This is a genomic window from Mycoplasma sp. 394, assembly GCF_054353895.1.
Map to the genome: position 1 here is coordinate 210,102 of NZ_JBTHHL010000001.1, position 22,287 is coordinate 232,388.

A 22,287-nucleotide genomic window follows, 5' to 3' on the forward strand; every position below is an offset into this window, starting at 1 on the left:
AATAAGCATCTATGGATGCTTATTTTTGTGTTAAAATAACAATATGGATAATGCATTCAATGAATTTCTAGAATCAATAAACTTAGATTTATATCGCACTAGATATAAAAATATCAAAATTATGGAAGCAGATATACCAAAAGAAATCCAAGCACTTGATGCTATATATCAAGTTTATTGACATAATAATAACTTACTTGATTTTGATGATTGATATTTAAATTATTATTTAACCGACGATATGAAAGCAAAAATTCTAAATTTCAATAAAAATCATATTGGATTATGCGAATGTTGTTTATTTAAAGGTATAGAGCAAGGATATATCGAACCTGAGCATCAATTATTACATAAATTCAAGCAGGTTATTGTTGTCAAAGAGTTTTTGGTAAAGAAAATGTATTTCAATCAAGTGACTTAGATCGAGATGGTATCGATATTCTAATAGATTATAAAGCTGTCAAAATCGGGATACAAATTAAAAAGGAAACTGGTAGAAAAGAAATCAGAAACAGGATTTCATTAGCTAGAAAATAAAGCATTGCTAATAAAGTTATTGATATTTATTATACTGTGATAACTGATGAACAAGTTGAAAAATGTAAGTATGTAAAGAAAACCAAAGAACATAATCAAGGTGATTATAAAGATTATGCATATTTGTATGGATTAAATGGAGATAGTCCGTATTTAAAAAAACTAAGCAACGGATTTGTAATTTTTACACTTAAATATTTTCAAGAAATTAAAGATTTGATTGATAATAAAATTCAAATATTGTATATTTAGTTTATTTAATTAAATTTACAATATTTTCAGCAAGTTTTATATAATCAGGATTTATTTCAAATGATAAATAATTTCCGCCCATTTCTTTGGTAACATAACATTCGCTACCCGAACCACAAAACGGAATTAAAACATTAAATTTACAATCTTTTGGTCTTGATGCCATAATTAATTTACGAGTTAAATCCATAGGTTTTTGAGTAGGATGGATAATAATATCACATTCATCATGGCTTCTACGTTGCTTCGGATTGCAAAAAATATTATGTGTTTTACAGTAAAAATAACGCTCTTGCAATGCTTTTCCGCCTGCCAGAGTGGATATTTCAAAAACATCCTTAGGTAATGCTCCTTTTTCATGTGGGGTGTAATAGGATTGATAATTTGAATCACTGTTAAAACGACACTTAGTTGAAGTTCGCTTTTTACCAGCAGAGTTTTTTATAAAATTTTCTGTATATGGAACGCGAACATCATCAGTATTAAAGTGAGGTTTATCTTTTCAAAAACAAATTATACTTTCATGTGAACGCTGTCAAAATTTTAAACCTGGAGTAACTTTGTTAGTATAATGTCAAATTAGTCATCGTTGCTTTTTTAGATCTATTTGTGTTGAAATATGTGCTAATATTTCGCTAAAACCATAAATATAACCTAAACCATTTGGCTTTAATATTCGATAACACTCACTAAATCACTGCTTTGCTCAAGTGATATATTCATTAATATCCATTGAATCTTTATTATTACCAAAGTCTTTACCTATATTATATGGTGGATCAATAATAATTATGTCAGCTGATTCATCTGGGATATTTTTTAAACCATCTAAACAATCTTTATTTATAATTCGATTATTAAATTCATAAATTTTGTGCATATTTACTTTCTTTGGATAAATATATAAATTAACATTTGTATATTTATTATAATAATTCTGAAATTTTCATTCCTTCTATAAAACTTTGAATATATTCTCAATCTATTTTACCATCGGTTGTTTGTGGTAGCAGCAATAATGTTTGATCAAATCGCTTTGATTGTCAAGTTCTACCATAAGAAAACTTATAACGGTGCTGATCTAAAATTGTGATCAAAAACATTGCAGTATAGATATTTAAGTGTTTAGATCTTCCAATTGTAATAAATGAATTAGCAATAAAATCATCAGGATGATATAAACTATATCCACCTGAACCATCGCCCCCGGTGATAAATCCAATGCAATTTCCTTTGGTAACTAATTCTTCATCGTATTCAACTTTTTCTAAAACTCCGTTATTTGTCTTTTTAGCAGCAACATAATAAATATCATCGCCTTTTATTAATTGATGAGTTGTTTTTAATCTACCTTTTTCAAGTTTATATAGGTTATCAAAAACTTCTTTAATATTAAATTCTTTTCAACTACTTATATCAATTTTTTCATCTTTTGGATTATTTTTCAAATAATTTAACAGCTTATCAAATTTTTGTGATTTAGATATATATCAAATTAAATCAAAATCTGATATTTCTTTTTCAACTATATCCATTTCTTTTTTGATTTGAAATATCAAAAATTCTTTGATAGTTTTTTCAAAAGAGAATTTAGTTAAATTTGAATAATTTGTTTTTAGATGCGAATGCACATTTCATTCTGAATCAGGTTTAATAGATACACTGATAGCTTTGGATGTGTCAAAATTATTATTGAATAAAAAATCTAATAATTTTGCTTCATTTTCTGCATATTTATCAAATAAATCAATTCTTCCTTTTGCAGTGACAACTAAGCCATCATCAAAGTTATAAAACTTTACATCTTTTTTATAATCATGTGGTAGGTGTGTTTGAAAAACTGCAATAGCAGTATATGTTGATGCATTTGGTTTAAATAAATCAGATGGCATATTAATAACATATTTTAAAGTATGTTTATTTAAAATCATTTGTCTACGATGAGGATCTTTAAAATACATTGATAATGGAGCAATAATTATTCCATATCTGCTGCAGTTATCTAACATCTTAGTTAAAAATGTAATCTCTTTTGGTGTAGGATTACTTGAACTTTCTTCGCCTGAATAAGGTGGATTTATAAAACCAATAGTTGGTTTAACTTGTGCAATAATTTGATCACTTTTTTTATCATTTATAGAATCAATGTTATAAATTCTAGATTTACCATCACCACGGAATAACATATTAGAAATAGAACAAATAAACATTGTCGGATTAATTTCAAAACCCAAAAGTTGATTTTCTTTTATGTTATTTATTTTTGCTTCTTTGTCTGGTATATTACTATTTTCAATTAAATCAATTAATTTATTCATTGCTGCAATTAAAAATGCACCTGTACCACAACATAAATCCATAATCACATCGTTTGCTTTTATATCAACAAGTTTTGTAAATAATGTAGTGATATGTTTTGGGGTTAAAACAATTCCTTTTTTAACATTAGATACACCTGCATATTTTAAAAATTCTTCATAAAATCTACCAATAATATCATAGTTTGATTTAGAAGCAAATTGATTGTTAAACAAAGGGATAATATTATGTTCAATTTCTTCAAGTATTTTTATTAAGATATTAGTTTGTGAAAGTTCTTTAATTTGTTTATATGTTTGTATATAAGTTTTAAAAATTTCTATTTTTTCTTTAGAAATTCCTTGTGATTCTAAAATAGCTTGTATAGTGTAAAATAAACTATTTAAAATATCTATCCCTTGTTGTGCATATTTATATGTGATAGGAAAATTATTAAGGTAGTTTTTAGGTTTATATAAAGATATCATTAACATTGATAAAATTACAGGGCGTTGCTGACTGTCGAGATTTCTTAATAATTTATTTATTTTCTTACTTGATTTTGTAATATTTGCAATAGCAACTTCTTCATCAAAATCATAAAATAATGATAAGAATTTTTCTTCACTAACAAAATTATTAATTTGCTTTTGATGTAAAATTTCATTATTTGCTATTTTAAAACAATCAAAATAATAAGAATTTTGAGTTGATAAATCACCACTTACTGCAATACCTAAAATTTTGTAATTGTCAAATAATGAGTTATTCAAGAACTTAGATAAATATCATTTTATCCCTGAAATAGCACCTTTTTTAATATCAGCATCATAATGATCTTTGATATTTGTTTTTTCTTCAACTAAAATTAATAAATTTGTTTTCTTATTAAAATAAATTCGATCCGGATAACCTGGTTGATTATTTTTGTTTTTTGAAGCAGTATTAAGAACAAAAAGAATATTTTGATCTAATTTTTTGTTAGTCTGACTATCATCTCAATCAGAAAGATTGTATCCAAGTTGTTGTAATTTATCAGTTACTGATGGTGTTATATTTTTATCTTTTCGCATTATTACCTCATATAAGTCTCATATACAATTTAGATATTAATTATACATTATCTAACAAGGATATTTTCATATTCTTATAATTTATTGTTATTTAGAAGATGAAGGTATTCAAATTTACATCATATATTTAATAAAAATAATGAAAAAAATAAACTAAAAAAGGAATAAAATTTTATCAAATTTGATAAAATAAAATGTACTATATTTAGTTTGCTAATGTTATATTATGAATGAAAAATAACCATAAATAACTACATAAATTTTTTATGAATTTATGTTTATTTCTCACTTAAAAATATTTTAATCGGAGATATCAATGAAAAAGAAATTATTTTCTATTTTAGTTCCCGCTTCTTCGCCTGTTATCTTTGTTGCTGCATGTGCAAATACAAATAATAATGATGATTTCCCGAAGCAAAAATTTTATTTTTTAGATTCAGATGATTTTATGAATCTAATGAATAAACTACAAAATGATTATCAAGCAAATAAAGAATTAATAACAAATAGAAATTTTATCGATAGTTTGTCAAAAAATGTTATTTATTTTAATGAACTAAAATCGCAAAAAGATGATGAGAAGTTAAGAGATAGTAATGATGTTAAAGATAAGTATCAAGAAATTATCAAATTCCTTAATTCTTCTTCTTTTGATTATAAAAACATAAATAATTATTTTAGTAATTTGCTTCATGATTTAGACAATTTAATTAAGAAAATTAATAAAGATAATGCTCAATCAGAATTAAGAAATCAAATTACTAAAATTTTTAATCAAAATAATAATGATTCTTTTAATAATATCAAACAACAAATTTTTGAATCAATGCCTAAAAATATTAACCTTTTTTCAAATAATGAATTTCAAAATAAACTCAATGAAAATTTAAAAACTTTTAATTCTAATTATAAGAATTTACAAAATTTAAGTAAATATAGTTTTAATAACGAAGTACAAATAAGTCAATCTGATTTTAATATTAATAATTTTATAAATTCTAAAAGTATGGATTTTAATTCTCTTAATCAAAAATTCAGTGAACTAAATCAAATTCTAAGTGATGAATTAACACAAAAACAGAAGATATTAGACGATAAATTAAAAAATTATGACAACGAAATTAAATCAATGAATATTGATTATAAATTTGATGCAAATTTAATCAAATATTTAAAAACTAAATCTAATTCTTTATTTGTCAATGCCCAAGATGAACAATTTTTATCAACTGTTAATTATATTAATCAGCAGATCAAAGAAATAGAAGAATTTAGAAAACAAAATTCCATTATTTTTAGTGATGTAATAAAAGTAGTTGTTAATAAATATCTTCATTTAAAGAATACTAATTTTGATTCATTAGCTACATTAAATGAACTAAAAGATGAAGTCAAAAAAGTTAACAAATTAATTACATCCTTTATTATCTTAAATAACTATCGTTCAAAAGATATTATTAGATATGCTGAAGCATTAAGTCAAAAAATAAATTCAAGTAAATTTCTAACAACAAAACAAAAAGATGTTTTATTAGATCAATCGAAAAACCTTGCTAATACCTTACAAGTTCAATATTTAACAAATGAAATAAAAGCACAAGAAAGTAATTTTGCTCAACTAAAGAAAGATTTTATTCGGCAAATAAATGCAAATAATCAATTTAGTACATCAATAAAAACCTATTTTAAAACTCGAGCATATAGCAAAGACAGTTTGCAAGAATTTAATGAATTCAAAGATTATCCATTGCAATTTATATTGCTCTTAGAAAATCTTAAAAATGAACTACAAAAAACCGATGATGCTATTTCTGCTAAACATGCAAATGCTAAAAAATTATTAGATCTCTTTTTATCTGATTCTGCGATATTATTTAGCAAAATTTATAACAGTGAATTAAATACCTTAGAAGACTTTGATGTTGAAAACATAGATACAAATGTTTTGAGATTAAATGATTTTTATTACACTTTAAAAAGGTTTAATGAAAAAAATATAGATATAAATAAAACATATGATAATTTATCTTCATTATTATTAGAACAAATAGCAAAACATAACACTGTTTCGCTTGCTAAAGATCCAAATGGATATGATGTTAATCAATATTTACATTCAGGTTCAATAAACTTAAATAACTATCGTGTCTTCTTAAACGAAGGCGATGATGATGTTTTTGATTTTGATGTAAGTAATTTAGAATTAAAACAAAATAATCCGAATATCCTTGTAGTTACATTAAATGTATTTTTAAAAAGCAATCGTTTTATTAAAGCAGAAATTAAAAAAGAAATACCTTTTTCTAATGATATTAAACCTTTTATAAACAAAATTATATTAAACAATCTCGATCAATTTTACAGTGTCGATTATGAATCATTATCAAAATTATCCTTGGATGAATTTATCAAACTTACTGATAAAAAGGTGTTTTTTAAACCCAGAATCAATGGGATCGAAAACTTCTTTAACTTTGATATAGAAAGTTATCAAAAATATCAAGACAAGCATCTATACTTTAAATTTAATGTACTTTTTAATAAACAAATCATTAAGACTGCTATTATCCCAACATTGAATACTGTTGATTTTCTTGAAAATAATGCACCTACATCTCAACAAGATGCTAAGGATTTAGCAGAAATTCAAAAGATATTAAAAGGAAGCAAAGAATACTTTTATAGCATCTTGAAATTTAAACATAATGCATATTATACACATGCACAATATTTAGCTTCAGATGCAATAAAAGCTTTTGATGATGTTTATGATTTACCAAAATTTGGTAAATATCAGATTTTTATCAAAGATGTAATCAATATAGATAATTATAATGCAACTGCTGATTTAATTTTATGATATAAAATTAATGGTAAAGAAGCACCAATTAAGTTTTTAGGTGATTTATATGCAAATCCGATTCATATGATTAACTTTAAACTACAAGACTTTTTTGATATAAAACCCAAAAATGGTGACAATTTCACAGAAAGTGATTTTGATGGATATAAAGCAATTGATGCAAATGATGCCAGAATCTTCGATAACTTAAATGAAGCCAACATTCAGCAAGTAAGAGTCAATGGACAAGTATGAGGTAATGGTAATGTAAGTAATTATTTTAGTATCATCAATGCAAGAGATTTTATACAACAAAGACACTTTTTAGCAGCTAGTTATTTCTTTAAAAGATACCGTAGAAACTAAGGGACATAACATAATCCGTTATCGGTAGAATAATTATACTTTTTTTTTGACCTATCAAAATTTATTTTTATTCTTTTCTACCTTATTTTTACTTTTTTTAGCAATCAAATTTAATATCTTTGATATTAAATTACACGGGTGTACGTACACGCTACTTTAAAGTGCAAGAAAACGACGCTAAAATACCTAACGGCATCGCTATGAAATTTATAAAATAGAATATACATAGTATATTCTAAAATTTCAGTTTTCTTTTAAAAAAGGTAAAAACACTTTAACCTAATGTACACACTATTTTAAAAACACCAAAAATTGTTTTAAGTAATTATCAAAATACACCCCGTAGGGGTGAACACTAAAAACTTTTAGTAAACAAAAAAATATTTAGAGAAAACTTTTATATAAACACTTTTAAATTACCTTTATTTATACCTTATCATATGCTATATATTAAACCCTATTAAATTTTGATAAATTTATCAACAAAATTCTTAAAATCATTTAATTTAAACATATCAATAAACATTAAATTGATCATTTTTTGATATCAAAAATTCTTTTAGACGATCTAAAGAAAAGAGACTAAATCGTTTTGAAAAGGGAGTTTTGATGTAATGATTAATATAAGACTCTGACCATCCCATATCGATATTTTGATATTTAAAGGCATTAAAAATAGCCAACTTATTCTTTTCAAACAACCTTAAAAATGATCGAATTTCTTTATATTTCGATCTAAATTTTGTTGAACTTTGTACATCTTTCTCGATCAATTTTGCTAATTTCAACACCAAATTTAACCTCTTATTTTGTATATATTTTTGTAATAAAGCAACTTGTTTTAACAAATTTAATTCTTTAAAAATTAACAAATTTTTCTTTAAAGTTGTTTTGTTATATCAAAAAACTTGATTAAAATTTCGTATAAAATGAAAGCGATCATAAACACGATGCGCACCTAAATTAATCGCAAATTGATTAAAAACTTGCGTCCCGTCAGCACATAAAAAGGTATTATTTTGATCATAATTTTCAGCAAATAATCCCTTAATTTTGTTTATCATTTCTTGCGTATTAAAACGTTTTACATCGAAAATCATTAAAGACTTTTGCTGTTTTTCGTTATTTATTATCACCAATCTTAAACATTTTTTAATCTTTTTAGCACCCTTATTTTCGATAATATAAGTATCATCAACATTAATTTTGATTAAGTTTTTGTAATCAAAATCCTTATTTTTAAACGAATTTATAACCTTAAATTTATAAGAATTACAATGATATTTCACTATGTCGCTCGGGATAAAATCCCTTATTTTACTACCACGACGAGCATAATTTTTCTTATAAAAAGCATCATAAATATCGATTATAAAATACTTTAAGCGTTTATTTTTAGCCAATATTTCATTATGATAATATGTAAATTTTTTACCACTTTTCTTGTTTTTATACACCCCTAATTTATAAAAATATATCGATCCTTGAATTAAAATTTTACGAATTCTTCATTTTACAAATCATCAATTTTGATATTTTTCTTCATTTTTTCGAACCACATTTTTAAAGTTTTCAGCCTGTTCATTTCAATTTTTGATTAAATTTAAAGTTTGTTTTTGATAAAAATCTTTTACTTGTTCATAGTTCATAGTAATAAAATTTTACATTTTTTTGTTTTAAAAAATAATGTAATTATATTATAATATAATTACACTTTTAAATATAGCAGCAAATTATAACAAAAACTTCTTTTGAATACTAAATCAATCCCTTACTTAAAATCAACTTAACCATATCTAATGAACACATCACATCAATTTTTTATAACAATTACTACAAATTTTTTTATACTAAAAGAAAAACAAAATATAAAATCATCACCTTATGAATTAAAAGTTAAAAAGCAAACAACAAACATTTAAAAACCCCTCTTGATTAGACCTACACAAATTTATAAACTAAATGTTATCGAAAACAATTTAAACATTAATTTTTATCTTTATCACATTTTGATTATTTAAATAACAAAAATTTAAACCAGAAATTAATACTAATATTTAGTTTTCAAATAAATTTAAAGATTAAAAATACAATCATATTTAAAAAAAATCACATAAAAATATATTTGGAACAAAAGCAATATAGAATTTATTATCTTTTTAAAAATAACCAAACTAACAAAAAAGAATTTACATCATAAATCACCTATATAAAAACATAATATCGTATGTATGAGTATGCACACACACGTACACACATTATACACGAGCACACATATAGCAAATATCAATGATAAACCATACTTAACCAAAAATTTAATAAACTAAACACAACCAAAAACAAAATAATTATTTAAATTAACCCCTAGCACCTTTTTAAACCACTTATTTTTACTTTTATATAATTTTGTTTATCTTTTTTATTTAAACCCCTTTAAATACCTTATAACCATTATTTTAAAATAATTAAAAATTTATTTTGTTTATCTTTTTTATTATTATGTTATAATAATAAAGTTAATTAAGAATGTTTAGTTTTTGATTAACAAAAAAATATTAAAAATCTTTTATAATTAAAAAATCAAATCTTAAAGTTTTCTATATAAAAAATCAATATATTGGATAAGAAGTTAAAGATATCGAAAAGACTCCGTTCGGGAGTCTTTTTTATTATTCTACATCATTAATTATTTCACTTTTATTTACTTGATATAACCATTTTAATTTTAATTTAAATGGACTTGTTTTAATCTTAATTTTAAATTTATAAAATCGATATGTAGCAAAATCGTTAGTTATTAAATATGATCTAGCAGTTTTAGACGCTAAACCTAGTTTTCAACCATATTTTACAGCTAAAATTTTTGCTAAAATTACTAATCCAATAATCGCACCTAATAATGCGATCCCACCAAAACTATAACCAATAATCTGCGATATTGATCGATTGATCTTTTTAGCATCTAAATTTGGTAAGATATGTTCTTTGTTTTCTTGATCGATATGTTTTTGATCAGGAGTTTTATGTTCACTTAAATCTTTAATGCGATCTTTAGTAATTTCTTCACCAGTTTTTTTAACTTGTTTTAAATTATTAGAATTCTTTGGATCGTTAGTAATAACATTTTGATTATTATTTTTAGGATCTTGTAGTTCACCATTTTTAGGAGCATCAGGATTTTTTTGATTAACATTTTGATTATTAGGATTATTAGTATTTTTTGTTTGTAAATTTGCTATTTCTTGTTTTGTTTTTAAATTTCGTTCTTCTTGCCATTTTTTATTTAACTTCTTTACTTCTTCATTTAATGTTCTTGCTTCTTGATCTACATATTTATTAGAATTTTGTATTTCAAAAACTTGTTCAGGCGATAAATGATTAATTACTTTACCATATGCAAAACCAAAACTACGGTTCTTGATCGGCATAATTACTAAATTTTTTAAATATATAACGTCCTTAGGATAATCTTTTTTTGTTGTTTGTTTTATTCTTATTTCTTGATCATGTAACTTGTTTTTTAATAAATTTGTAAGTTCGCGATCCGTTCTTATATTAGGTATAAAATCGATTTGTTTTTTTATACCACTACCATCATCATAAGTATTTTCAGTTAAATAAAATTCTCGAAAAGTTCTTATAAACGGGATTCATTTTTTATTAATATCGATATTTTTTTCATCGATATTTTCTTCATTAAATAAATAATAAGTTCTAAAATTATTTATCGCTAATGCTCGAGTATATGCATCTATATCTTTGCTTTGAAGTTCATTTAATTCTTCTTGTGTATATAAATTAACAGCATCAGTATTTAAAATCACATCTAATCACGGGATATTATAACCAGCTCCATATATTAAATAATCTTTATTAGCATATAATCCTATACTTCGACTTTGATCTTGAATGTAATTAGTTATTTTATACTTAGCATCGGATGTATTATCTACATTTAAAATTTTATCATTAGTTAATAACACATCAGATAAATCGTTTAAATTAACTTCATCATTTTTACCAATATTTTTAAATTTAAAACTAAATGAATTAATAATGTTTATGTTGTTAGAAATTATTTTTATATTTAGATTATTATTAGTATTTTTTAATAACATCGTATTTAATAAATAATTATCAATTTTTACATCACGATCTAGTTTTAAAGGTTTATATAACATTCTTTTTGGGTCGTTTTCTAATAATTTTTCACTTTCTTTATTTAAATATTCTTGTACATATTTTTTTAGTTTATTAGCAATTACTTCTTGGTATTTTTTATCAACATAATTAGCAAATAAATAATCATCCTTTAACAACTTTATAATATAAGATAACTTTAAGTCTTCAAATTCTAAATTAATTATATTATCAGTACTTAATTTAGCATCAGGATTCTTATTTTGTATTACATTAACACTTTCACCCTTAATATCAGTATCTTGCTCGCTTTTAAATAAATTAATATCATTTATATGATTATTTGTTAATACGTTTTCAAAACGCTTCACTATCGCACTTCTAATTGGTTTTTTATTAACTTCTATTTCATGATCGTTTAAAGTAAAATCTTTTAAATCAATCGGCGGATAAATAACATTTTGTGCACTATTTAAAAATTCTAATTCCACAAATCCACCAGCATATTTACCCAATCCTTTTATTGGTAATTTATAAATAATTGGATTGCTAGCAACAATTTTGCTTGGATCTGTAAATGTTTTAGCAAAATTATTAATTTCTACGTTATTAATTAAAACATTAAATGGTTGTATTACATAATCAACACCATATTTTAATGGATCAGATCCTATCGATAAAGAATATTTATACATTAAATTATCAGCATAATCTAACAACTTCTTAACAATCCCATTCCCTTGATTCTTATTAATATCATCAGGTTTACCATCCCCGTTTAAATATCATAATTGGTTTATAGTAATCCCGTTTAAATTTAATTTATCATTAGCATTAAAATTATAAACATTAAAAGGATTAGTAAGGGGTTTAACTTGATCATAATTATATGCATAAGAATTATTAACAAAGTCCATGTATTCTTTAATCGTATTATTTAAATTAAAACTAGCTATGGTTTTTAGATCAAAACTTCGTTTTTTAATTAATCAATTAGTAAATGTTGATGGTACTACATTTGGATCGTTTCATAAATAATTAATATAATCACTAAAAGTAACATTTTTAGGTTCTTTTGCTAAAATATCTTGCGCTTGTTTTAAAAAATCTTGTTTTTCATAATAACCTTTTTGATCATAATTATTTAAAAAGTTTCTTACTAAATTTTTATTTTCTACCTTTTGTAAACTATTTAATATATCTTGTAATTGTTTTTTAATATTTATCGATTCTTGTTGTTGTTGTTTATGTTCTTCTACTCTTCTTTTATATTCTATGCTACCAGTTGGATCATTGCTTTGCTGCGCATAATTATTATTAACTACCTTATCTTTAATCGCATCGCTAAAATATTGATCAGGTTGATTATCTTTATCAATTAATACCAGTTGCACATTAGAAATTTGATTATTACTACGACCTACAATAAAATAAAGTCCTTCCGTCGACATATATGAACTTTCACTATTAGCATTTAAGGTTGGTAGATCGATAATTTCACCACTTATATTAAAAGTATTATTAACTTTTTTATATAGCTGCACAACATAATAATCACTAGCATTTTCATTTAATAATAAATTTCTTAATGCCCCTTTACCTAGCACAGCAGCATTAGCAAAAATGCCTAAACTTAAATCCACATTAGATAAATTAGGATAAAGAAAATAAAGTTTTGGTAAAACATTTTTAAATTTATCTAAAAATTCTTTTTTAATCCATACTAATTGATCCTTAGTCCCGGTATTTGGATTAATCAAAGGATCATATTTTGGATTCTTAATTTTTTTACCTTGATCATCTTTTAATACTTTACCTTGTTCATCATATAAATAAGGCGTAATAATTTCTTTTTGTTTCGGATTTACATCAGGATTTCATGCATAATATTTAATATCTTGGACCAAAGGGTAAGAATTAATTATATAATCTATTTTATAAGTAAAATCTATAACGGAGTTATTAGTATCAGGTTTAAATTTAATTACTTCGATCTTATATTCATTTTTAGCATGCGAATTATTTTCATTTGGTTCTTGATTACTATTAGGATCATTTAAAACTTTTTCTTTATCATCAATCCCGTTTCGTTCATCGCGAAGTTCTATTTCAAAGTGTCCGTTTAAAACATCCACCCTTTGTCCATTTACAATTAATACTTCGTTTTCAATATACTTATTATTTTTATTTAATACATCAAAAATTACCTTAATCGGCCCTTTTACTTCTCATTTTCCACCATAATGCTTTAAATTTTCAGGTGGCTGTAGTTGTTTAGGGGTATCTTTAATCCATTGTTCATTAATCCGGTCCGATCAACTTTTTTGATCATCATATAAATTATTTAAAGAATTAGCATCATTAACCACATAAGAATAATCTATTTGTAATCGCGATGCTAATTCTGCATTAGATGCATAACGATTATAAAGTTCACTATTTTCTAATATAATCGGGATATTATTTACCACAAGTTGCGATCCTTGATCGATTACACCTTCAATTAGCTCTAGCATACTTTCATAATAATTATAACGACTAACTTTATAACTATCATTATCACCACTATTATATAAATTAAGTTTATTTAAAAATTCCCTTAGTTCATCCTTTTTTGTTAAGGTATATCATATCTTACTACTTAGATCATTTTTAATCGAAACGTTATTATATAAAATATCTTTTAAAACTAATTTTAACCCTAATTTATTATTAGTATTAAATGCTGCTTGAAATGAAAACACAATTTTTAAATTACCATAATTAACTTCATAACTTTTGCTATTTACTAGTTGATTAATTTTATCTAAATTACCTTTACCACCAGCATCAGCTACTTCTTTTAATAAATTATTATCATTTAACTTAGAATTTTTACCAGCATCAGTTACCAAATGGATCACATTATCTTTAATTCAATCATTAAATACATATTTTACATATTTATTTTGATTTTTATTATTAGATATATTATTTAAAACATTGTATAAAACTTCAAACTCATCGTTTCTTAGATCATATAAAGAAGTTGTATTATAAATATAATTTTGTTTTTGTTTAACTTTTAAATAAGTTATATTTGGATCATGTGGAGTATGCGTATTATCATCTAATAATAAAGTAGAATTACCATTTAATGTTTTAATCCCTTGTATATAAGTCGATGGTCACAAATCTTGTTTTTGTTGAAAATTAAATAAATAATAACTATAATACGCCCCATTATCATAAACAGGATTTCACATACTATTTTGTTGTTCTTTTTTGTAAGGATTTAATTTTATATTTATATCAACCATATTTTTATAATAATTACCTCTTTTATAATCATTATATGATATGTTAAATCATAAAATATGATTCCCAGAATCATAAAACATAGATTTATAACTTTCTTCATATTCACATCCAAACCAAGAACAAAAATCATAACCAAGATAAAAAACTCTAGCATGCGAATTATAAGGATTAAAAAAATCATAACTTGAGAATTTACTATTAGCATTTGCTTTGTTAGGTATAGATGTAACTTTTTCTTCATCGAACTTAAAATTATTATCTTTTGCAAAATTACTTAAACTAATACCTTTATTATTTAACCAATCAACAAATTTATCAGCATTTTTAACATATACTAAAGAAATATAATCACCATTAAAATTCTCTGCTAATTTAGTTGTATAACCAACGTCACTTTCGCTTATCCCCGCATTTGATAAAACTGTATATAAATTAGTACTTTCAGTAGGTAGATGTATTAAATTATTAGATGTTATTTTTTGATAAGAATCATATTCATGCCCTTTATTAGAATCATAATAATATACTGCAGAATCACTTTGATCTAAAATCCCTCACAAACCACTATTTCACTCATTTAAAGTAATTTGTTTTCTTCTACTAGAACTATTTAAATTATAAAATCAAACTTTATTTCCACTTTCTGCTTCAGCATCCTCGTATATACCCTCTAGATCAGGATTTTCATATTGATAATCAAATGCTTGATTCCAATAAATTTTATTAATACCTACATTATTACCAAAATTAAAATTTAATTTATTATTAATATCTTCTTTATAATACATACTATGATTCAAAAAATCTACATTAGATTTTCATTTAACACCATTAAATGTATAAGAATTAGTATTTACATCCTTTAATCATACATAATCATTATTTCACCTTGCTTTATTTAAAATTCCAACATTATCTAATGCTACATTTTCACCAAAGGGGTGATTATCATTATCATAAACATAAGAAATAGCATTCAATGTTAAAATAGGGGTCAACATAACCCCTAGCATACTAATCTTCTTCAAACTCTTCTTCATATTTATTTTCAACCTCACCTTCATTTTCTTCATCATACGGATTCCCGCCGTTCATTTCAGTTCTTAAATATCTTTCAAAAGTTTTTTCTATTTTTTCATTTATTTTTTTACTTTTACTTTCGATATTTTTAGCACGTTCATAATTATATTTTTTTAGTTGTGCAAAATAACTTAGATCCTCAATGTCGCTTTCTTTTAAATTATATAAATTTACCTTTTCATTTTGCATATTTAATAATAAATTTAACTTCTTATCGATTATTTCATTAGTCATTAACAATAAATTAAAGGTATTATCGATATGATTAAAATAAGGAGTCATCGACGCAAACAATGCTTTACGCAGTGCATAAAATAATCGATCTTTACCTTTTTCGATAATTTCTTCTTCGTAAGTATTATCAATAACTTTTAATACAATATTTCGCAACACTTCATAAGGAGTTTGTTTTTTTCTTTTTAATGCTGCTTTTCACGCCCAAAGTTTTTCTACATTTTCAGCACCAGTAACACGGGTTGTTATTTGCACAAAATCTTTTTCTTTCATATTATCCTTTCTTAAAGAATAACGACTTTTCATAATCGTTATAATGTAAATTAACTTTATATCTTATATTTTCATTAATCCCCAGCAAACACTGTCCACGTTGTTTTTGCGCTAATAAATTAATTTCGCTAGGAGTTAATGGATTTGCAGAATTTTCATACAGTTCTTTTACAGCATTAATATCATTACTTTTCATCCCTAAAAAAATACTATAATTACAGTTTTGTATGATTCTTGATGCACTTTCGATTACTTCACTACTTGATCGATAATCTGATGGATTTTGCGTTGTATGTATAGTAGAACCATCAAACTTTCTAATCGTTTTAGTTGCTTCGACAATATAATCTAAGGTAGCAGGATTCTTAGCATTGATATAAATATGTTCTTCATCGATACATAAAATAATTCTAGTTGTAAGTTTATCAATTTCTTCACTACTTAAATATGTTAAATTATGTTCTTGTTTATATAAATTTCGCTTCTTTTCATTATCGATAAAATTTTGATATATCACTTCATTACAAAAACTTAGCACTAACATAATCCCTAATTTCGCAGAAATATGTTCATTAGTATTTGTTAAGTTGTTCATTTTAAAGACAATAAAATCATTTTCTAAATTTATATTTGTAATCCCATTAAACAACATTTCATACTTACCATGATGCAAGAAGGCATTATCAAAACGATCAATTAACATCGAAATAACCTTTTTTCGATTCTCGACATTAAAAATGTTTTCATACTTATATTCTTTCATAAAATTTATAAAATCACTAATGATCGGTCACTGCTCATGTTTTAATTTACTTATATCTTGTTGATAAAAACCATAACTAGCATAAAATTCTTTAAATAACGATTCTAAAATATATCATTCTTCATCGATACTTCACAATGTTTTAAAAAACTTTTCTAGCAATGATACATGCGAATTAATAAGTTGCGCCACACTTAATTCTTCAATATCATCCCTTAATGCATTTCGAACTTGCATTAGATTAATAGTAGTTTTAGCACCACCCCCAATATCTATAATTTGTCCACCAAACTTTCTTGCAAAATCGCTATACTCATTTTGCGGATCGATAATAATTACTTTATTTTTAATCGCTAAATTAGATGCTAGTATTTTAGAAACAATCGTACTTTTACCAATCCCAGAACTACCTAACACCATCATATTATGATTAGTTCGATTACTACTTTTTAAATCAAAAATATCAAATGATATTGGAGCAGATGATCCTTGCGATAAACCAAACACTAAATTTTTATTATCATTAAATATTTCATATAAAAACGGATAACCGTTACCTAACACATAAGAAGTTATTTGATATGCTAAATTAGATAATTTATAATTTAACGATAAAGAAGTATCAATAAATGCTTGAAATTGTAAATAAGAAAGATTATTTACCTTAATATTTTGCGATCTTAACATAACATTATTTTCTCGTTCTAATTCTTTTAATGTTGTAAAATCATTAGCACTATTAATAATAAAGTAATTTACATCATAAAGTTTATGTTGTAATTTTGTTATTTGATAAATAAACTCGTCAACAGCCTGCATATCGATATTTGCTTTTAGCATTTTTGTTGCTTGTACTTCAGTCTCGATATTATTTGTAGAATCCATATTTGCTTTATTTAAAATTCTATCAACAGCATTTTTATCATTATATGGATAATGATTAGCAATTATAATCCCATTTAAATTAAAAATCCCAGCACTTCAACTTTGATCCAGTTCATAAGGTAATTTTGAAACACCTTTAATTGAATAAAACTTATCATTTATCTTAAAATAATTTCTATTAAATACAACTTCGTTATATGAAAATAGTTCATCCAAAATATCACCACATTCTTCTTCATTTTGTATTTTTGCTAAATTTCTTGTATATCAACTTATTATTTCATCTTCACTAACACTAAAACCTCGATAATTATTTAAAAATTTTAAAAGTTCAACACCTTCGAGTTTTGAAAGATAAATTTTACTTTCTAAAAACTTATTATATATAACTTGCGCTTCTTCGTTAAGTTCTTTAAAATTAGGCCCATTTACAATTAAATAATAATTGCTAACTTGTAAATTTTCGTTAATCGAATTTAAATCTTCATAATTAGCATTTAAATAATCATTTCATTTTTCATTATCTATTTTATTTTCATCTAAAAATTTTATATTTTCTTTAAAATTAACATTTTCATCTATTTTTACAAAAGAAAACTTATTATTAAATGAATCTAAACTTTGGATGTAACGAGTTAACATAATTTCTTGCGTTTGCGAATCCTCATTTTCTAAATTAAATCCATGAATCGCAAACACACAAAACATGTTCGAGTTAATATCTTTTTTATTAATCCCCTCTCCCAATGTTTTCTTATTTTGCACAATATCAACACCATACAACCTAGCAAAAGGATTTAACTGTTCACTTGATCTAGCACCTTTATTAGCAAAACGAGCATATTTTTTCGGCGCTAACCAATATAAAAACATTCTATATATTAAATGATATACTTTACCGTTCGATCCATGATGTGGTAATATTAAAATCCCAAACACTAAAATTAACACTAACCAAAAAACATATTGAACCCAACCTAAATAAAATTTAGCAAAAGAAATATAAGATATCCCATAACTTACAATTAATACAATTAAAAATTCTATCCCATCTTTTAACGAAAACCATTTAGTAAGTTTCATCCAACGTTTTTTTAATCTTTTTGGCTGTAGCATTATTCTTTACCTTTTTGTACTGTATCAAAAACTTTCGCAGCACCTTTTAATAAAGAAAATCCCGACATTAATTTAACACCCGTTTTTATAGTATTACCAAGTTTACTATTTGCTGAATTTTTAACAAAATCACCAAACTTGCTATTAGATAATTTTTGCATAGTTTTATTGTTCATTAATTTCTTTGCTAAATTAGTAGCAAAACCAAGGGGGTGTTTTTTCATAGCAGCCGACGCTAACCCGGCTACAGCACCTCCGGCTACAGCACCTCCGGCTACAGCACCTCCGGCTACAGCACCAGCGCCTCCGGCACCCTTAGCGAAGGCTAATCCACGACCAACTTTATATGTTGAACCAAGAGCTCGACCCGCACTACGACCTAACCCTAAACCATTATTAGAGGTTCCGAGTTCGCCACCAATAAATTTAATCATCATTTGCGATAATGTTTTATAAGAAGCCACCGAACCAGTTAAAACTAACAAGGTCGGAATTATTTTTAATCACCCTAAATATGAACTTAAATAACTTTCGCTCAAACCTTGTTCGGGTGAACCATATAAAACAGGAAATTCTTTTTTAAATGCATCAGAATCGATAAAAGTATTAATTATATTTGTAAATATCATTAATAACTTTATACCAACAACATAAATAGATAATGCTAATAAATTTGCTAAATATTCATCCTTTCAAATCGCGACTTTTTTACCACCATCCGAAATCGATCACGGAACCACAAACGGAAAGAACAAAAATAAAACTAACATATTTAATAATTTTGTTATTACATCGAAAATTATCGAAATAAATGTTTTTACCACTAAAAATAAAAATACTAACATTAACAGCATAAAAATACCCATTCCAATAAAACCATCCACACGATCATATATATTAGAATAAGTTGATCAAGCAAACAACTGCGTAGTACCTTTTAAAGGTTCACCAGTATAATTAGGTAAAAATGCATTTAACATCACATTAGCAAAATAATCACTTATTGAATCACTAGAACCACCACGAAATACTATATCAGCAATTTTTAAAATTACATAATTTATACCATACACTAAAAAATGTATAATTAACAGTAATCCCACCCCTTTAAAAGCAGTTAAAATCGCCACTTTTAGCATTGATATCGACTTTTCACCTTCAGTATTTAAAGCAAAACGAATCCACATAATTAAAACAATTAACACCCATATTGCTAAGGATACAATTAAAAATTGATACCACGAACTAGCAACCGATAAATCCGTTTTTTTATTAATATCAAAAGTAAATTTAGATAACCCAAAAAACATATAGTTAGGTAGCTGCAGCGAAAATAAATAAATTAATTTTATTATCAAAGTAATAATATAAATACATATTAATAATGGAATGACTAATATCACATAACCTAAATAACCAATCGAAAATTTAATAATTAAATTAGTTAATGGAGCTAATATAGCACCTAATATAACACCCATTTTATACCAACATATTTTTTATTTTTGTATTTATTATTACACCAACATCCATTAACGACTTTTTTTTCGATCCATCGATAAATATTTCACCGGCATTAACTTGTTGCACAATCAATGCGACAATCCCTCAAGCAAATAATAAAAATACTAAACCGATTAAACCCCATAATATTTTACGATTATGTTGTTTACGTTGTTGCGGATCGGCAGTATGCGAATTTTGTTGAATCGACACAATAATAGCAATAATCAATGCTAATGCGGCCAAACCAGCGAGTATCCCAAACACACTATTTATAATTGTTCACGTTTGATTAGCGACTGCTCGAAATGTTGAATCATTAATCGATCCATCTTCAAAAAACTTTGTAATTTTTACTAACATAAATCCTTTCATCTTTTATAATTTAAAAATTTATTCTTTTAATTTCTTTATTTAAAAAATCTTTGTAAACAATTTTTGATAATTTTAATTCTTTATTATCTATTATTACTCCAGATGCATAATAAATACCACTATAATCTAACAAAGTTAATTTATTAACTTAACATTACGCAAATTTAAAACTTATTAATGATAACAACCTAAAATTTTTAATTAATTAACTTACCACCTTATTAATAATTTCTTTAGCCTTTACTTTATTATTCTTAGCTAGTTCTTTTTTATAATCGCTATAATTAATTCTATTTATCTTTTCTAAATTATTTTTAGCATAAATAGTATTTAAATAAGTAAATAAATAATTATATGATGCAACATTAAATGCTATATTAGCATCTACATCATACCCCGGCAAGAATCCATCAAGTAATGTATCTTTTGCTTCACCATTACTTAACATAGTATACCACCCCAGCACTTCGTTATTAAGTTTTTCATTAGCATCCTTATACATAAACTCGAAATTACTATTTTTACCATAAGGTAGCATATCCACTAATATTTGATTCAATTTTTTTGTTTGCGGGAACACACTTTCAGTCCCAATAAAGTTATTAATATTTAAAATCGCTATTAGAGCACTAGTATATGTATTTAACTTTGTTTTAAAATCATTAAATATCTTTTTTTGTTCAACATATCTAACATCATTATTTTTATTAAGTTCTTCAATTTTTTCTATCAATGATGCTTGTTGATCACCATTTTTCTTATAATCCATAACTTTAAGAGCATCATTTAATTTTTTTAATGCTTGCTTATATTCTATTAAACTAATAAAATATTTTCTTTGATTCTCATCGACGGCCATAAATTTACCACCCGAATCCGTTGCTTCATCCACTAATGATATCGGAGCATATAAAAATAAGTTCTTAGTTTGTAATTTCTTAATATCTTCACTTGGATCTTTAAGGCCATAAAGAGCATCATTTTTTAAAATCTTCATTCCCTTATCATAACTAAACACATCCATTTTTGGATCATACACCCCATTTAAATTAAAAGTATATGGTAAAAAACTATATTTAAAACTATCACTTACACTTAAATTAATCACTTGTTGCTTTAACTTGTTTTTTGCTTCATTGCTATAATTTTTTAATGAATCAGCACTATTAATATAACCAGGATCATACACAGGATTTTGATCATCCAAATTATTTTTATCACTAAAACCAAATTGTAAGTATTTAGAATTA

12 protein-coding genes are annotated in these 22,287 nt (G+C 24.6%); 3 read left to right on the plus strand and 9 right to left on the minus strand.

Features of this window, described 5'->3' with window-relative positions; all coding sequences use genetic code 4:
• The first annotated feature begins 43 nt into the window (after window positions 1-43).
• Together ACXYRQ_RS00740 and ACXYRQ_RS00745 are read left to right on the plus strand one after the other, a co-directional pair.
• Window positions 44-421 (plus strand): TaqI family restriction endonuclease, encoded by a 378-nt coding sequence (locus ACXYRQ_RS00740; protein ID WP_458614488.1) that lies wholly within the window; start codon window positions 44-46, stop codon window positions 419-421.
• Between the two features lie 140 nt (window positions 422-561).
• Complete coding sequence (locus tag ACXYRQ_RS00745; RefSeq protein ID WP_458614500.1) at window positions 562-789, plus strand: hypothetical protein; 228 nt, start codon at window positions 562-564, stop codon at window positions 787-789.
• A 1-nt stretch (window position 790) separates the two neighbouring features.
• Here the strand turns inward: ACXYRQ_RS00745 and ACXYRQ_RS00750 are convergent, their stop codons facing one another.
• Window positions 791-1,669 (minus strand): DNA-methyltransferase, encoded by an 879-nt coding sequence (locus tag ACXYRQ_RS00750; protein WP_458614489.1) that lies wholly within the window; start codon window positions 1,667-1,669, stop codon window positions 791-793.
• 46 nt (window positions 1,670-1,715) lie between these two features.
• Entirely contained in the window at window positions 1,716-4,160 is a 2,445-nt protein-coding gene (locus tag ACXYRQ_RS00755; protein WP_458614490.1) for an N-6 DNA methylase, read from the minus strand.
• 316 nt (window positions 4,161-4,476) lie between these two features.
• Here ACXYRQ_RS00755 and ACXYRQ_RS00760 point away from each other — a divergent pair, with 316 nt between their 5' ends.
• On the plus strand, window positions 4,477-7,368 hold the full coding sequence (locus ACXYRQ_RS00760) for a hypothetical protein (protein WP_458614491.1): 2,892 nt from the start codon (window positions 4,477-4,479) through the stop codon (window positions 7,366-7,368).
• A 506-nt stretch (window positions 7,369-7,874) separates the two neighbouring features.
• Here ACXYRQ_RS00760 and ACXYRQ_RS00765 read toward each other — a convergent pair.
• The 7 genes from ACXYRQ_RS00765 to ACXYRQ_RS00795 all read right to left on the minus strand — a co-directional run.
• Complete coding sequence (locus ACXYRQ_RS00765) at window positions 7,875-9,017, minus strand: transposase (RefSeq protein ID WP_458614492.1); 1,143 nt, start codon at window positions 9,015-9,017, stop codon at window positions 7,875-7,877.
• A 1,020-nt stretch (window positions 9,018-10,037) separates the two neighbouring features.
• Window positions 10,038-15,848, minus strand: coding sequence for an Mbov_0399 family ICE element protein (locus tag ACXYRQ_RS00770; protein WP_458614493.1), 5,811 nt, complete (start codon window positions 15,846-15,848; stop codon window positions 10,038-10,040).
• Window positions 15,823-16,395, minus strand: a complete 573-nt coding sequence (locus ACXYRQ_RS00775) for an Mbov_0398 family ICE element protein (protein ID WP_458614494.1) — start codon at window positions 16,393-16,395, stop codon at window positions 15,823-15,825. Before ACXYRQ_RS00775 ends, ACXYRQ_RS00770 begins: the two co-directional genes overlap by 26 nt.
• A 1-nt stretch (window position 16,396) precedes the next feature.
• Window positions 16,397-19,159, minus strand: coding sequence for an Mbov_0397 family ICE element conjugal transfer ATPase (locus ACXYRQ_RS00780; protein ID WP_458614495.1), 2,763 nt, complete (start codon window positions 19,157-19,159; stop codon window positions 16,397-16,399).
• Window positions 19,159-20,640, minus strand: coding sequence for an Mbov_0396 family ICE element transmembrane protein (locus ACXYRQ_RS00785; protein WP_458614496.1), 1,482 nt, complete (start codon window positions 20,638-20,640; stop codon window positions 19,159-19,161). Before ACXYRQ_RS00785 ends, ACXYRQ_RS00780 begins: the two co-directional genes overlap by 1 nt.
• A 1-nt stretch (window position 20,641) precedes the next feature.
• Complete coding sequence (locus tag ACXYRQ_RS00790) at window positions 20,642-21,025, minus strand: Mbov_0395 family pilin-like conjugal transfer protein (RefSeq protein WP_458614497.1); 384 nt, start codon at window positions 21,023-21,025, stop codon at window positions 20,642-20,644.
• Between the two features lie 217 nt (window positions 21,026-21,242).
• On the minus strand, window positions 21,243-22,287 hold a 1,045-nt coding region (locus ACXYRQ_RS00795), incomplete at its 5' end, for a hypothetical protein (RefSeq protein WP_458614498.1).